The sequence below is a fragment of the Paenibacillus sp. FSL R5-0341 genome (assembly GCF_037975235.1).
In the GTDB taxonomy this organism is placed as follows: domain Bacteria; phylum Bacillota; class Bacilli; order Paenibacillales; family Paenibacillaceae; genus Paenibacillus; species Paenibacillus amylolyticus_A.
On record NZ_CP150241.1, the window covers coordinates 691316 to 706174 of the forward strand.

At 47.8% G+C, this 14859-nt stretch carries 11 protein-coding genes and 1 riboswitch; of the genes, 5 read left to right on the forward strand and 6 right to left on the reverse strand.

All coding sequences use genetic code 11. The annotated features are described in order from the left end of the window. Positions 1–18 precede the first annotated feature (18 nt). The 3 genes from MKX75_RS03280 (at position 19) to MKX75_RS03290 (ending at position 4990) form a co-directional block, all read left to right on the forward strand. Positions 19–873: a lipoate--protein ligase family protein gene (locus tag MKX75_RS03280; protein ID WP_339168412.1), complete on the forward strand. Its 855-nt coding sequence runs from the start codon at positions 19–21 to the stop codon at positions 871–873. 70 nt (positions 874–943) lie between these two features. Next, positions 944–1168 carry a hypothetical protein gene (locus MKX75_RS03285; RefSeq protein ID WP_339168413.1) on the forward strand — a complete coding sequence of 75 codons (225 nt, stop codon included), beginning with the start codon at positions 944–946 and terminating at the stop codon, positions 1166–1168. A 249-nt stretch (positions 1169–1417) separates the two neighbouring features. Next, on the forward strand, positions 1418–4990 hold the full coding sequence (locus tag MKX75_RS03290; RefSeq protein ID WP_339168414.1) for an S-layer homology domain-containing protein: 3573 nt from the start codon (positions 1418–1420) through the stop codon (positions 4988–4990). An 88-nt stretch (positions 4991–5078) separates the two neighbouring features. Here the strand turns inward: MKX75_RS03290 and MKX75_RS03295 are convergent, their stop codons facing one another. Further along, positions 5079–6359, reverse strand: coding sequence for a Fe-Mn family superoxide dismutase (locus tag MKX75_RS03295; RefSeq protein ID WP_076333861.1), 1281 nt, complete (start codon positions 6357–6359; stop codon positions 5079–5081). Positions 6360–6563: 204 nt separating this feature from the next. Beyond that, entirely contained in the window at positions 6564–7589 is a 1026-nt protein-coding gene (locus MKX75_RS03300) for an alpha/beta hydrolase (RefSeq protein WP_062837624.1), read from the reverse strand. Between the two features lie 359 nt (positions 7590–7948). Between MKX75_RS03300 and MKX75_RS03305 the strand changes: the two genes are divergently transcribed. Together MKX75_RS03305 and thiC are read left to right on the forward strand one after the other, a co-directional pair. Next, complete coding sequence (locus tag MKX75_RS03305; protein WP_076333860.1) at positions 7949–8692, forward strand: IclR family transcriptional regulator; 744 nt, start codon at positions 7949–7951, stop codon at positions 8690–8692. Positions 8693–8841: 149 nt separating this feature from the next. Beyond that, positions 8842–8955, forward strand: a riboswitch (TPP riboswitch). Positions 8956–9376: 421 nt separating this feature from the next. Further along, entirely contained in the window at positions 9377–11155 is a 1779-nt protein-coding gene (gene thiC, locus MKX75_RS03310; RefSeq protein WP_339170320.1) for a phosphomethylpyrimidine synthase ThiC, read from the forward strand. A 334-nt stretch (positions 11156–11489) separates the two neighbouring features. Here the strand turns inward: thiC and MKX75_RS03315 are convergent, their stop codons facing one another. The 4 genes from MKX75_RS03315 to MKX75_RS03330 all read right to left on the reverse strand — a co-directional run bounded on the left by MKX75_RS03315 (position 11490) and on the right by MKX75_RS03330 (position 14831). After that, positions 11490–12191: an aspartate/glutamate racemase family protein gene (locus MKX75_RS03315; RefSeq protein ID WP_339168417.1), complete on the reverse strand. Its 702-nt coding sequence runs from the start codon at positions 12189–12191 to the stop codon at positions 11490–11492. Between the two features lie 177 nt (positions 12192–12368). Next, positions 12369–12536, reverse strand: a complete 168-nt coding sequence (locus MKX75_RS03320) for a hypothetical protein (protein ID WP_017690769.1) — start codon at positions 12534–12536, stop codon at positions 12369–12371. A 452-nt stretch (positions 12537–12988) separates the two neighbouring features. Then, complete coding sequence (locus tag MKX75_RS03325) at positions 12989–13807, reverse strand: zinc ribbon domain-containing protein (protein WP_339168418.1); 819 nt, start codon at positions 13805–13807, stop codon at positions 12989–12991. Positions 13808–13880: 73 nt separating this feature from the next. Further along, on the reverse strand, positions 13881–14831 hold the full coding sequence (locus tag MKX75_RS03330) for a YafY family protein (RefSeq protein ID WP_339168419.1): 951 nt from the start codon (positions 14829–14831) through the stop codon (positions 13881–13883). Between the last annotated feature and the right edge of the window lie 28 nt (positions 14832–14859).

The following is a 14859-nucleotide window of genomic DNA, read 5'->3' on the forward strand; positions in this document are numbered from 1 at the left end:
GCCGGAGGTAATGGAACGATGAGTGTACCTTCCCAATCAGATCAACCGGTTCAGCCGGAAAAGGGACCACAAGCAGATCAACATGCTACATTGCGTCTGCAAATCTGGGAGACACCGCTCATGCGACAAGGCAGCAGTGTGCTTGAAGCTTTCGCATGGGAGGAAGTCATGTGCCGGCGGGTTGGAGCAGGGCATCTGCCTGTTGCACATATATGGAGACACCCAGATGCCTTTGTAGCGGGTCTGCGCGACCGCAGGTTGCCACAGGCTGTAGAAGCGATGGAACAGATCAGAAGCCAAGGTACAGCGGTCTGTGTTCGTCCTTCTGGTGGAGCGGCCGTACCCCTGAATCCAGGGGTGGTCAATGTGTCGCTGATCCTGCCTAATCCAGGACATGCCATCAATATTCATGATGATTTCCGGGAGATGGCTTCAATTATTGCCGAGTCGCTAACGCCGTGGTCGAATCAGGCGCAGACAGGCGAAGTTCAGGGTGCATTTTGCCCGGGGGATTATGATGTCAGTGTAGGTGGCCTAAAATTCTGTGGTATTGCCCAGCGCAGGCAGGCCAAGGCGTATATCATTACTGCTTTTATCATCGTGGAAGGTCTGGGAGATCAATTGGCAGCAGATGTGCGTCGATTTTATCAGCATGCGGCAGGTGGGGCGAGTGAAGGATATCCCGATGTTCAGCCTGGCACGATGGCAAGTCTGAAAGAGTTGGCAGGTGTACCTTCTGCTGCGGCATATACTGCGGCTTTGGTTCGAACACTGCGCGATCGCTATCCGCAGGCGGAGACCAGCAGGGTGCTTAGTGTTGGATCTGAAGAAGTACGCCTGACAGCTGAGCAGATGAAGCTGCGCTACGATTAGCATTTTTTACTAGGGCTTGGAATTGGTTAATAGAGATGATATGATGTGATTTCGGAAGGAGAGTGTTAGGATGGACACATTGAGATATACGTATTTATATGAGGTTGTATCAACAGGCGAAAAATCCGAGTTCAGCCAAATGGCAACAAGCAAGGAAGAGGCTGCTACACTGATCGTTGCACGTATAGCTGATCTGGAGTTTACAGATGAGTCTGATATCAAGCTGGGCGATCTGATCTCCATTAGCAAACAGGTTGGCGACAACTATGTGGCGTGCGAGGGCTGTGCTTCTTAAGTGAGCATTTAGAAATAGGAAGTCTCTCAAAATACAAGCAAGTCTCTTATTACAGGAGGCTTGCTTTTTTGTATACAAATTTTGTAAGGGGATGCGAAAAATAGCCTTTTTACATGGAAAATGTCGAGTAATGTTCAGAATCGGTTCAGAGCTGACAGTTATAATCCTCTTCATAAACAGAAAGAGAAGGGACAGATTATAATGCAGCAGCAAGGTTACAAGAAAAACACTATTTTCAGGAGATCAAATATGATATTACTGGCCTTCTTATTTGTCTGGGCCACCTTGCCCGGATTATTTGGACAGGCTGGGGTTAAGGCGAGTAGCTGTTTTGAAAATACAGAGATAGATGGGGCAGGTCAGCTATGGAATTTAATATCTACTCCCCAGGAATTGGACTGTGTGCGGCAAGATTTGAGTGGGAATTTCAAATTAACTAATAATATTTCGAAAGAAGACATGGAAAGCTTTTTGATGGATTCTAGCACACACACGATTCGCTCTTGGGAGCCTATTGAAGGGGCAGATGATGAACCTTTTACAGGGAGATTTGATGGAAACGGTCATAGTATAGAGGGTTTGACGACGCAGATACCAGATATGGAATATGTGGGTCTCTTCGCCAGACTGAAAAATGCAAACATCAGTAATTTGAAAATCGTTAATGCGAATATTGTTGGTAATGAATCTGTAGGTGTACTTGCGGGAAGATCCGATAATTCAATGATAGATAAGGTCCATGTAACCGGGCTGGTCAGTGGTTATTATCGGTCAGGAGGATTAGTAGGCTATTCTACTGGAAGTCTCATTAGTGGTAGCAGCGCAACGGTGGATGTATCTGGCCTTGAGAGTGCTAATGGAACGTTTGGAGGATTAATAGCTAGAAGTAAAAATGATATCATCGTCGGAAACCGGGCTTATGGAAATGTATTGGTCCAAGAAAACGCCGATTCCGCTGGTGGATTAATTGGAAAAGCGGAGAACAGTAGCATCGCACGTAATTACGCGTTGGGCAATGTGGAGGGGAATTATGAGGTCGGGGGCCTCATTGGCGAATTAGAATATGAAAAGCCAATGAGTATTGTTAATAACTACGCTGTCGGAAAAGTTATATCCAAAGGTAATGGTACAAATGGAGACTTTAGTGCCGAGAAAATTGGGGGTTTGTTTGGCGCACTGGATTTAAACTTTGATGAGCCTAATGAAATCCTTGAAATTCATAGTAATTACTATGGAGGCTCTCTTGAAATCATAGACGACAGTACGGATGGACTTAGTATTGATTCAGGCAGTGTGGGTGCTTTTCTGGGTGAAAAGGGTATTACTAACGATCATGTGGAGTTTTTAAACAACTATTTTGTATCGGTTAATGATCCAGCATTTGAGCTTGACCAATCTAACTATGCTACAGGAAAAACTCCAGCTGAAATGCAACTTATGGATACTTTTAAAGAATGGGACTTCAATATTATTTGGGATTTCCAACTAGGAGTAAACAACGATTTCCCTGTATTACGGCCATATCCTGGTAACCAAACACCAGCACCAGCTTTTGAACCGGGTTATCCAATGTTGAGTACAGTTACGCCGTCAATGACCAAAATAGTCGTGAAGCTTAATAAGGCTGGAAGAGTATATTTTGACAATCAGCCTCTGGATGAATTATCCGACCAGACAAGTGAAACCACGAAGTTAAATGCAATAAGTCAACAAGCTTATGTTGATGTGCAAGCAAATGAAGAAAAAGCATATCTCATTAAAGATTTGAGTCCTGGTACTGATTATAGTATTTTTATTACTGCTGAGGACACACAGAGTAAATTAGTAGACTATCCAGAAAAAAGGAATTACAAAACTCATAAAGCTTCACCAATCATTCCGCATAATGTCATCGCAACGGCAGATGATGGTCAAGCGATGTTAACATGGACATTTGAACAGGGTGCTATCTACGAGTTATATCTCTATGAAGGAAGCGAAGCACCAGAAGATCCAGAGGATTGGGTCGCGGTAGGGAACTATCATAATCAGTTTGTTACAGGGCTGACGAACGGTATATCTTATGTCTTTGCTGTCAAAGCATATTATATCGAGGATGGTAGTGTATCCGAATTCATCCCATCCAATGTGGTTACACCACAAGCAGCTGGGACGCCAGTGCTACCTGATGCACCTGAAACTATTGTTGCACAAGCTGGAGATGGAAAAGCTACTGTTTATTGGGCTGGAGTAATCAATGTAAATCAATTTGTACTCTATAAATATCAAGGAACCCAAGCACCCCAAGATAAGCATGATTGGATCAAGGTGAAAAGTGGTATTGAAGCCGCATCGTATACCGTTGATGATTTAACGAATGGCCTTCCTTATGTATTTGCAATAAGATCATCGAATGAGAATGGGCTATCCGACTATAAGGTGTCCGGTCCTGTAACACCTAAAGGATCAGGAAATGAAGGTGGCGGAACACCTACACCAGGACCAACACCGAATCCGACACCAACGCCTTCTCCATCAACATCAGCACCTTCAGTAACTCCGGCACCGCAAAAGGAAGTTATTAAGGTGAACGTAGAGAATGGAGATCAAGCTGCTACCGTTGCATCATTGGAAATCAGTCGTACTCGGGGAACGGATGGTACAGTAAAAGACGAACTTCAGCTCAGCCAAAGTAAAGCACAGTCAATCATTGATCAGTTGAAGCAGACGGGTTCCAGTACAGCAGTTATTCTTATTCCGGATGTGAAGGACGAAGTAACGCAATGGGATCTGACTCTCTCTTCAGGATCGTCTGCGCTGTTGGCTGAGCAAGGTGTGAACCTGGTTATTTCTAACCCTAACGTTCGTATCACGATTCCAGCCAGCTCTTTAAAAGATCGTACAGACGATATCTACTTCCGCCTCGTACCCGTCAAAAAAGAGGCTGAACGTGCAGATATTCAAACGAGAGCACAATCTAATGAGTCGATTTTACAATTCGCAGGTACAAAGGATATCCAGATTCTCGGCCGTCCAATGACTATCGAAACCAATTTGCAGAGTCGTCCTGTAACGCTCGTATTGCCGGTTATAGCTAACCAGCTTGCAGGTGTGAATTCTGAAGAGCTGGGTGTGTATATTGAGCACAGTGACGGGACCAAGGAGCTTGTACACGGCAAACTGGTCACACTGAATAGTGATAATCAACAAGGAGTGGAGATTGAAGTAGACCATTTCAGTACGTTCTCCATTGTGAAAGTGAAAGACTGGACAGACAACACCTTGAAAGCACAGCCTTATATTCAAGGGTATGCTGATGGCAGTTTCAGACCCGAACGCTCCGTAACTCGTGCGGAGATGGCTACGCTGATTACTCGTGTTCTGGGCACGTCAACAACGGAAGGGAATCACACGTTTAAAGATGTGAAACCTACTCACTGGGCAGAATTGGCCATTGCGGCTGCTGCCCAATCCGGTTACGTTAAAGGCTACACGGATGGCAGCTTTAAGCCAGATCAAGCAATGACTCGTGCCGAATTAGCCAGCGTGTTACAGCACTTGTTAAACACTGAACAGACAGCTGATGAAGCGAATACATTTAATGATGTGAACGATCATTGGGCTCAGCAAGCGATAGCTCGATTGAACGCGGCAGGAGTAGTTACAGGGTATGCTGATGGTACCTTCCGTCCAAGTCAGCCTGTAACTCGCGCTGAAGCCGTCACGATGCTCAACAAACTGATCGGTCTTGATCCTGCAACGAATGCAGTAAGACAGTGGTCGGATGTGCCTAATACACATTGGGCTTATAAAGCAATTGAAGCGGCATCGATTAGTCAGTAATACTGATATACTAGTATCAACCCAAAAGAGATATCATTCAGTCATTCGGCTGGAGATATCTCTTTTTTCTATCCATCTAACCCAAAGCTTAATAAGGCGGCCACAATAGCTTGCGTGCCGTTTCGTACCGCTCGGCTACAGCCGGCCAGTAGACCACATTCCACCAGTCTTCAATATACTTTTTGCGCTCGTTCTGATGCTTCAGATAGTAGGCGTGTTCCCACACATCCAGTGGCAGGAGAGGAACGATGTCGGACTGGGACAGGTTCTGGTGTTTTTCCGCCTGCAAAATCTCCAAACGGTGTGCTCTCGGGCTCCAGACCAGCATCGCCCAGCCACTGCCTTCCACTTTGTTTGCGGCTTCCGTGAATTGATTCTTAAACGCTTCATAACTTCCGAAATCGCGCTTAATCTGCTCTGCGAGCATGCCAGAAGGTTTGCCGCCGCCAGCAGGGTTCATAATCGTCCAGAAGATCGTGTGCAGGTAGTGGCCTGCCCCGTTAAAGGCGAGTTCACGTTCCCAGTGCTTGATGAGTTCAAAGTTATTCTTTTTTCGCGATTCCGCCAGTTTTTTCTCTGCTATATTTAGTCCGTCCACATAAGATTGATGGTGTTTGTCATGATGGATACGCATCGTCAGCTCATCAATATGTGGCTCCAGCGCATTGTACGCATAGGGAAGGGGAGGAAGTGTGTGTCCTCCAATGGGTACCGGCTTTTCTTTGACCTGAGGTGAGGTAGAGACAGGCTGGCTCGCAGCACTTCCGCTGGGGGAAGGCTGAAGTGCTGCGGATTGGATCTGTGCTGAAGCAACAGGTGCATTTTCATTTCCCTCTGGGGAAGCTGGAGCTTCTGAAGCTTGGCGATGGATGCTTCCTGACCCTGAGGCATGCAACGCATTTTCCAGCAAAAGTGATGGCTCGGAATCCGTTTCTCGCAAGATGCCAGGTTGACCGAGCGTATCCAATACACCCAGAAAGTACTCCGATTCGCGAATAAAATGCAGAATGAGTACTTTGGCAAGCGGAACAGCTTGCACAGCAGTACTTTGCTCCAGAAGAACATACAGCTGCTTGATGAACTCCCTGGATTGCTGACGAGCTGCCGCCACAAGTTGATCGATACAACGAATGATGTAAGGAGCAGGTGGATGAGTTGCGGGCAATAGTTGTTTTAAAATCTGATTCGCTACTCGCTCGCTGTTTGCAAAGATAGCCTCCCATTCCTCCAATACCTTGACGTATGCGGGCTCCAGATCAGGAACCAGTGCACGAATAACGAGCGTATGTTCCTTCTCCTGCTCCTTCCAGAAACGAATTTCCTCCAATATCCGCAGAGGCAGCAGGTGACCATATTCATACCAGTTCATATACGCGAGACCTCCTCCAGATGAAATTCAAAAATGCAAAATAGTTCATACAGGTAACCTAATCCGACCAATGATCTATGCGTTCAGACCGTCTGTTCATGCGTCACAAGAGTATATTCCGCGAGCCTGTTGTCCTATGAGTGCAAAAAAAAAGAGCCCCTGAGGGCTCTGGAATGAACGAAAAGTTCGAGGATTGAAATTTGGTTATTGTCCACTATTCGTGTTTTGCACATCGTCACTGCTTGTCTTCGTTACATGACTCAGGAAAGTTGAGACACGGCGCAGGTATTCTTTCGGATGCTCCCGGAAAATAAGTTCATGATGCGCGTCCTGGACAATCCATACATCCGAATACGGATTAGTCTGGTTGGCGGCGAGTTGCTCTGCAATCGGGTATGGAGCCTTCTCGTCTTCCGTACCATGAATGAAGAAGATCGGGAACGGATAGTCCTCTTTTTTCACTTCCTGATAAGGGATCTGTTGCAATCCGGTACCATTCAGAACAGGGAACAACAGCTTCATGATCTCCAGTGTAGGCTGACGCGGGAGATCGATCTGGTTGTGAATGTTGTGATACAGCGTATCTGGCTCCAGCAGGAACGCACTGTCCAGAATCATCGCATCGACTTCCTGCGTAATCAGTCCGGTTTGTAGCGCCGTACCGGCACCCATGGAGAAGCCCCAGACAACCAGTTCCTGTGCACCGCGCTGCTTGGCAAACTGGATCGCGCCCAGCAATTGCTGTGACTCAGCTTTGCCACCGGTGGCTACAGCTTTGTTCACCTGGGAGGCGAAGCCATAATCGAACATGACGACGTTGAACCCAAGTTGATGGGCATAGTGTGCCAGGTCATACATGGGTACCCATGTTTCTTCACGATTGGCACCATAGCCGTGACTGAAAATAATCGTTTTGCTTGCGGCATTGTCAGCAGGAATATACCATCCCTGCATCGTCCGGCTGCCATCTGCTGCCGGGAACGTGATGTCTTCGTACTTCATATTCTTGGCCTGCATCGGATTGGAGAAGACCGGCGCTACTGTTGGATTGGATAATACCCATGCGATATAACCATGCAGTGCAATAAAACAAAACAGTAGAAAAAATACAACGGAGAGCAGCAACGCTACGATAATATGTTTGAACCGAATCAGCCTCGGTGATAGCGAAGAGGGCAGATCGGACACTTTTGTTTGCAGCGGGGCTTCGCTCTGGGATGTTGGATACATGAATGCCCCTCCTTTGAAGTTCAGTTGAAGATAACAACGACATGAAAAGAGAATTGCGTCTATTTCAGAGCCTGCTTCAGAGCGATATCTTAATGTAATATATCTTTATCGTATGTTCCAATATAGTCAAAGTCAATTGATTGAGGGCATTTGTTACGCAATTGTTATATAGTTCTTAAGATATATGGGTAACATTACCTTAGTGTGCAAATTACAGGGGATTAAGTCTTATAAAAAGGAAAATTTTACACTTTCTCCTATTCTGAATTTGGCTCTTTTTGGTTTACAGATGAGACCGTTTCTCATATAATTTATGTAACCAAGTTTCATGTGATGAAACATGAGGAGGGCATTATGCCATGGAAGATCGTAAGTTAACCGTCCGGGCTGTGGAACGGGCGCTGGATATATTATTATGTTTTACCACACGCAGTGATCTGGGACTCACCGAGATTGCCAGCCAGATTGGTTTGCACAAAAGTACAGTGCACCGCCTGATGGCTACGCTGGAGGATCGAGGGTTCGTGATCCGGGATGCGGCAACGGAGAAGTACCGACTTGGCATCCGAATCTGGGAGCTGTCAGCTCATATGTCCCGCAGTGATGATCCGGCTATTCTATTGCTGCCTGCGATGGAGCGACTGAGAGATCGATTGGGGGAGACGGTAAGTCTGTACCTGCGTGATGGCAGTGAACGGATTCGGATTCAGGCGGTGCAAAGTGATCAGGCGATTCGCCGTGTCGCTCCCGTTGGCGTTAGACTCCCGTTGTCTGTGGGGGCTTCCAGCAAAGTCCTGATGGCTTTTGCCACGGACGATGATCGTGAAGAACTGATGAATGGACCGGAATGGCCAGTGTTTATTGATCCGGCGGTGTATTTGGCGCAGATGGGAGACATCCGGGATAACGGATATGCCACAAGTTATGAGGAACGTGAGCCGGGGGCTGCCGCGGTATCGGTACCAATTATGGATCGCAGAGGCAATATTGCAGCTGCCCTCTCGGTCTCGGGACCTGTCAGTCGACTTTCACAGGAGACTTTGCATGAATATGCACCTGTATTAAAGGAATCGGCTACGCAGATGGGGCTCATGTTATCCTGATGTTGATGTAAGGTTCGTCTCCAATGGAGTTTGATCATTTGGAATATAAAGGTTGTTTTTATGTTCCGGTTGCGCTAATCTGTTATGGACGGCCCATCGGGGCCAGCTTCATTGAATATGAACTGCGGCGTGTGTATGCTGCAACTTGTTAACGTTACTGGGGGAGTCCGAATTGTCCGGACTGAGACGGAATCGCATGAGATTCCGGACCCTTTGCACCTGATCTGGATCATACCAGCGTAGGGAAGTAATCGGCGATATGACCACAACCACCACATGATGTGACCCTTGTAGTCTCCGTTAAGGAGCTGCATGAAGGTGCATTATTGGTGATGGACATTAAAAGTCGGTTCCTTCGGGGACCGGCTTTTTTATATACAGTGAACGGGCGATATAGCACATACTCCATGGACTTCTTTTTCAGTAACCTGCGAAAGTGGATTAGGCCAAAGAGAGAAGTCGCCATAGATCCATGATCTGTGGTAACCTCCGTTCTGTTGTTAACTGTACATGAATGATGTCTCCCCTGGTCTGGCGTAGGATCGCTCTTTCTTCTCTGCATTGCGCATGATTTGGGACAGGTACGTAACCAAGTTAATGATGATACCAACCAAACCAAGCGAACGAACACTGAGGAGGAGACAATCGAACATGAGTACAGGAAATCAAACGGGACAACAAGCGATGGAACAGGAACATAACGGTCAGCAGGTGGAAAAGGAAACAAGCGCGGCCGGACGGGTTCAGCCCTTTCCGGGTAGCCGTAAAGTCTACATTCAGGGCTCACGGCCGGACATTGCTGTTCCGGAGCGTGAAATAGCCCTTCATGACACGAATACTCCCCAAGGGGTGGAGCATAACGAACCGCTGCGTGTCTACGATACGAGCGGCCCCATGACTGATCCCGCATTTCACGCGGATATCCGCGCAGGTCTACCAGCTCTGCGCACCCGTTGGATCACAGCGCGTGGTGATGTCGAAGCTTACCAAGACCAACCGGAGGATAACGGACTGAAGCCCGGAGGAAAGAGAGCTGGAGCCGAAGAGTACCCTGGATTGCGCGGAAAACCGCTACGGGCACAGCCAGGACGCTGTGTGACTCAGATGCACTACGCGAGGCAGGGAGTCATTACGGCAGAGATGGAATTTGCCGCCATTCGTGAAGGCGTGGAGCCGGAATTTGTGCGGCAGGAGCTGGCGAGTGGACGGGCCATTCTGCCATCCAACATCAATCACCCGGAGAGTGAGCCGATGTTGATCGGTCGTCATTTTCACGTGAAGATCAATGCCAACATTGGTAATTCTGCCGTATCCTCTTCCATCGAGGAAGAGGTGGAGAAGATGACTTGGGCGGTACGTTGGGGATCGGATACCGTGATGGATCTGTCCACAGGCAAAGACATTCATACGACCCGGGAATGGATCATCCGCAATTCACCAGTGCCGATTGGCACGGTGCCGCTCTATCAGGCGCTGGAGAAGGTGAATGGCGAAGCGGAAGCGCTGACCTGGGAGTTGTACCGTGACACCCTCATTGAGCAGGCAGAGCAGGGCGTGGATTACTTTACGATTCATGCAGGCGTGCTACTACGTTATATCCCGATGACCGCCAAGCGAATGACAGGCATTGTGTCTCGAGGCGGGTCCATTATGGCAGCATGGTGTCTTGCGCATCATCAGGAGAATTTTTTGTACACCCATTTTGAAGAAATCTGCGAGATTATGAAAAGGTATGATGTGGCATTTTCACTGGGAGATGGACTTCGTCCAGGCAGTATCTACGATGCCAACGATGAAGCGCAGATGGCGGAACTGGCTACGCTCGGGGAGCTGACGCAGATCGCGTGGAAGCATGATGTGCAGGTGATGATCGAAGGTCCGGGGCATGTGCCGATGCATAAGATCAAGGAGAATGTGGACTTGCAGATGGAAATCTGCAAAGAAGCACCGTTCTACACACTTGGGCCGCTAACGACCGACATTGCGCCAGGATACGATCACATCACGTCCGCCATTGGGGCGGCTATGATTGGCTGGTTCGGCACGTCCATGCTCTGTTATGTTACGCCAAAAGAACATCTGGGCCTGCCCAACAAGGATGATGTGCGCGAAGGGGTTATTGCCTACAAGATCGCTGCTCATGCCGCCGATCTGGCGAAAGGCCATCCACGTGCTCAACGCCGAGATGATGCATTGTCCAAGGCGCGCTTCGAGTTCCGCTGGAGGGACCAATTCAATCTGTCTCTGGACCCGGAACGGGCATTATCCTACCATGATGAGACGCTGCCGGCAGAAGGCGCCAAAGAAGCTCATTTCTGCTCCATGTGCGGACCGAAGTTCTGTAGCATGCGCATTACGCAGGACATTCGTGCCTTTGCAGCGGACAAAGGATTGTCTGATCATGAAGCTGTAGCAGCGGGCATGCAGGAAAAGGCCGAGGAGGAGTATCGAACACGTTCCTAGGCGTCACTACAGCGTAAGCTGGGCAGTCTGAAATAGAGATAAAGCCGTCCCTCTCTGTCATTGCAGAGAAGAACGGCTTTTTTTGCTGTGACATGAGTTTATTTTAAACTAGGCTAGCGCTCTCCATGTTATTCAGAATTAGCTTTATGATTGTTCTGTGTCCATATCTTATACAGAATGCCTGCGATAACAAATAGGAGGGCGTCACTGAGCTTAGGAGCTCCTCCATATAGAAATGCAGAACAGGAAAAACCCACTATGAATAGTACTATAATATAGAGGGAACGCATATTAGTTCACCTCGTTAATTAGTGGTGTTAGTTAGTAAGTGGTTTCATTGCGGAGCCACGCCCAAATGCTTCTCCAAATACGTTGCAAGCAATGCCAGCGGGCTATGGGTTGCCAAGCCCGTATCTGTTGCAACCTGTGCAGCAGCGGGAGCCATAGAAAGCTGGGCTGCGATTACCCTTTTACCCGGATACTGTTCAGCAATCTGTTGTAAGCCTTCACGTACCGCTTCGAGGTACCCTTTCTGATCTCCACGCATAATCAACTCAAATGTCCCCGGGATGCACACCGCTTCCGTCTGAGATACCTTGGCGACGTGTAATTGCCCACTCTCATTCTCTTGCTCATGCTTTTGCTGTAACGCCTGATTCACCCGTACCATCGTTCCTTCAACAGTTGCCGGGTTGGTGAACACGATGATGAACTCTCCCGGTACTCTCCGCATTTCCTGCAATAGCGGATCATCTATGCCAATCACCGGCACGGGGACCTGTTTGGCTTCCTGCTCCAATACTGTCGCAAATAGGGTGCAAGTGACCAGAATGGCATCGGCATGACACTCAGCGATCCATTGGAGCGTCTGGGCTACCTTCTCATGAATAACGGCATCGGAAAAGTCAGCGTCATGTTTAAGACGGTCCAGACCTGGATCGACGTAATGGACCAATTCAACTTCATAAGGAGCAAGCGTCTCTTCAATTAAGGCGATGTTGGAATAATGAGCGTGAAAACAACCAATGGTGATCATGTGATAAGTCCCCTTTTACAGTTCGGATATGTCATGGATCTCGTAGATATTTAAACCATTATAAAAACATGACTGAGGACTGTACAGTCGTATATTGCTCAACGCCAATAACCGCCATTCCGCCAAGCTGCGGAAAGACGGTTGATAACCGGACTCGAATACGGTCAGGTGTCCATTTTATCGAAGGGAAGGAGAAGCATTCTTCTTCGCCATTTTTTGCTGTAGAATTTCATGAAAGGATAGACCTTGAGTGTTCTCATTCTCCTTTTTAGGAGCAGTGGTCGCCGTGTTGCGCGGATATTGGTGGTGGTACGGGATCATTTGCTGAATAGGCATGCGGATCATCTTGGTTCCTCCTTTGATGCATTTTTTGAATTATGTATTTCGACTGGTGATATTGCCAGGTGCGCATATAGGTACATATGACTTGTTAGACGAAATAGATGACTTTAGAATGTAATTCCAATTGGATTGTAGTGATTTTACCCGGTTTTAAGGAGATGTAAACGTTTTTAGGGAAATTCAGGAGGAAAGGACCTGATATGAAAGGTTAGATATGGGAGGATCGAATTGGTTGTTATGCGAATAGTCCCAATTTTAAGGAAGTCAATGGTACCCGCATATGAGGCATATTGTCTGGTTGAATAGGTAGGTTACGTGCTAACTAACTTGGTACTATAGGCGGTTGTATCATGGGTTAAACATCAAAAAAACCGCCGAGCGAACCCGGCAGCTTGTGTGATATGAAGAAGGATGTGAGGATGCTTTTACCCTGTTTGAGATGCATAGTATTGTCTTTATCTACTTTGGCGAACGGCAATGTATATATCGACTTGTACACTTTCAGGATTCAGACTGCGTTCATCATACAATTCGAAATCTCCTGTGAACGTACGATCGCTTTGTTTATCCCATGCCCACACGGCTCCCCATGCTTCGCCAACAACCTCTGCCATCGGTCCTTTTCTGGAAGTGAATACGGCGTAAGTCGCAGGAGGGAGCAGAATATCATTGAATCCTTCAGGTAATGTTTCATCGGAGCTGACCTCATGCCCCACTAGTATGGTGTACTCTCCGGTAATGCCATCCGTGTAATCCGCGTAACAGCCATAGCGGGTAGCTTCAGGTGCAGGGAGGTGCTCTGAGGCAAAATAATTGTTCCAGAGTCTCTGAATACAGCCTTTGCCACTGATCTCAATGGCATTGGTTGTGCGGGCGGATACGCCTGCAAGACGTTTGCCGGGGAGCGTGACATAACGAACGGGCTGGGCAGATAACAAGGGATGGATTGTAACCTGACCCGGTATAGCAGAAGTGGTAGAGTTTTCAACCAGAGATTCTGCATGCTGATCCGTTGTATTCGTGCGCCAACGTTTCAAAAAAGGAAGCTGGTTTCGCAACATCGAACGAGCGGACTCCTCGTCCATGCCCTCGTCCTTCAGAATGGCAGTGCACATCTCCGTCATGCCTTCGAGTGAAATACCGGGTTGCTCGAACTGGCCCTCTTTGTAACAATAGATACAGTACTCACGGGTTGTGCTTCCATCTGCTTCCGTTCCGAATTGGGCAGGGGTTGTGAGCGGCATGCCGCAGCTTTGACATACAGTGACGTTCATGATGGGTTCCTCCTTGTATATGTACAAATTGAATATATCTGAAGTATACGGGGAGGAACTGGACAGCTGTCTGTCAGGTTTGAGTCGGAGGTATATAATTTTGTACAATTTGCCCGGCGATACGGCAGATCTCGTCCCGAATATGCTGAGGTTCCAATACCTCAACATCTGCGCCGAAGCCCAGAATGAACCCATATAACCAGGCATCCTCGGGAAAAGCAACCTGGCTGATATAATATCCAGTCCCATCAGGGATGACGTTCTCGATCCCAAACCATTCTTCCGCAATATGACGAACGCGAGCATGGAATTTCAAGGTTAACCCAGCCTGATTGCCTGGGCGGGTCCATTCCTGCTGCCAGGGTCTGTCCTGTGGGTTGATTACTTTACGCTCGAAGCGCTCATCAGCAAGTGTGACATCTTGCATGCGTACGAGTTTGAACATGCGAAATTGATTCCGCTCGTGGCAAAAGGCATACAGGTACCAGGAATGCTTCTTGAGCACGATGGTATGAGGGTCGGCAGTTCGGTGAGTCTGTGCACCTTCTGCACTGCAGTACGTAAAGGTGACGGGCCGTAATTGATCCATGCCCTGCTCGATAAGTTGAAGCTTGATTTGCAGGGCTTCGGGATGCGTCCAAGTCGAATAATCAACGATGAAACGATTGGTGTTGGCCTGAAAATCGTCATTTTTGGCTTCAGGCACGATACTGCTGAGTTTTTCCACCAGAAGCTCACGTGCCGCATTGGCATGAGAGGTGGATACACTGCGCAGCGCCGTGACGATGGAAGCGAGGTCCTTGTCTGTTAACACGTTTCGATCCAGACGGTAGCCCTCAGCCAAACCAATGCCACCACTTGCCCCTTGATACGTCACCACCGGAATGCCAGCTTGGCCCAATGTGTCGATGTCCCGATAGATGGTCCGAATGGATACTTCGAACGTATCTGCCAAGTCTTTGGCTTGTACTCGTCCACGATTGATGAGCAAAACTACGATAGCTAACAAACGCTCCAGTTTCATATCTATGGATTCCTTTCATTGGTTTATC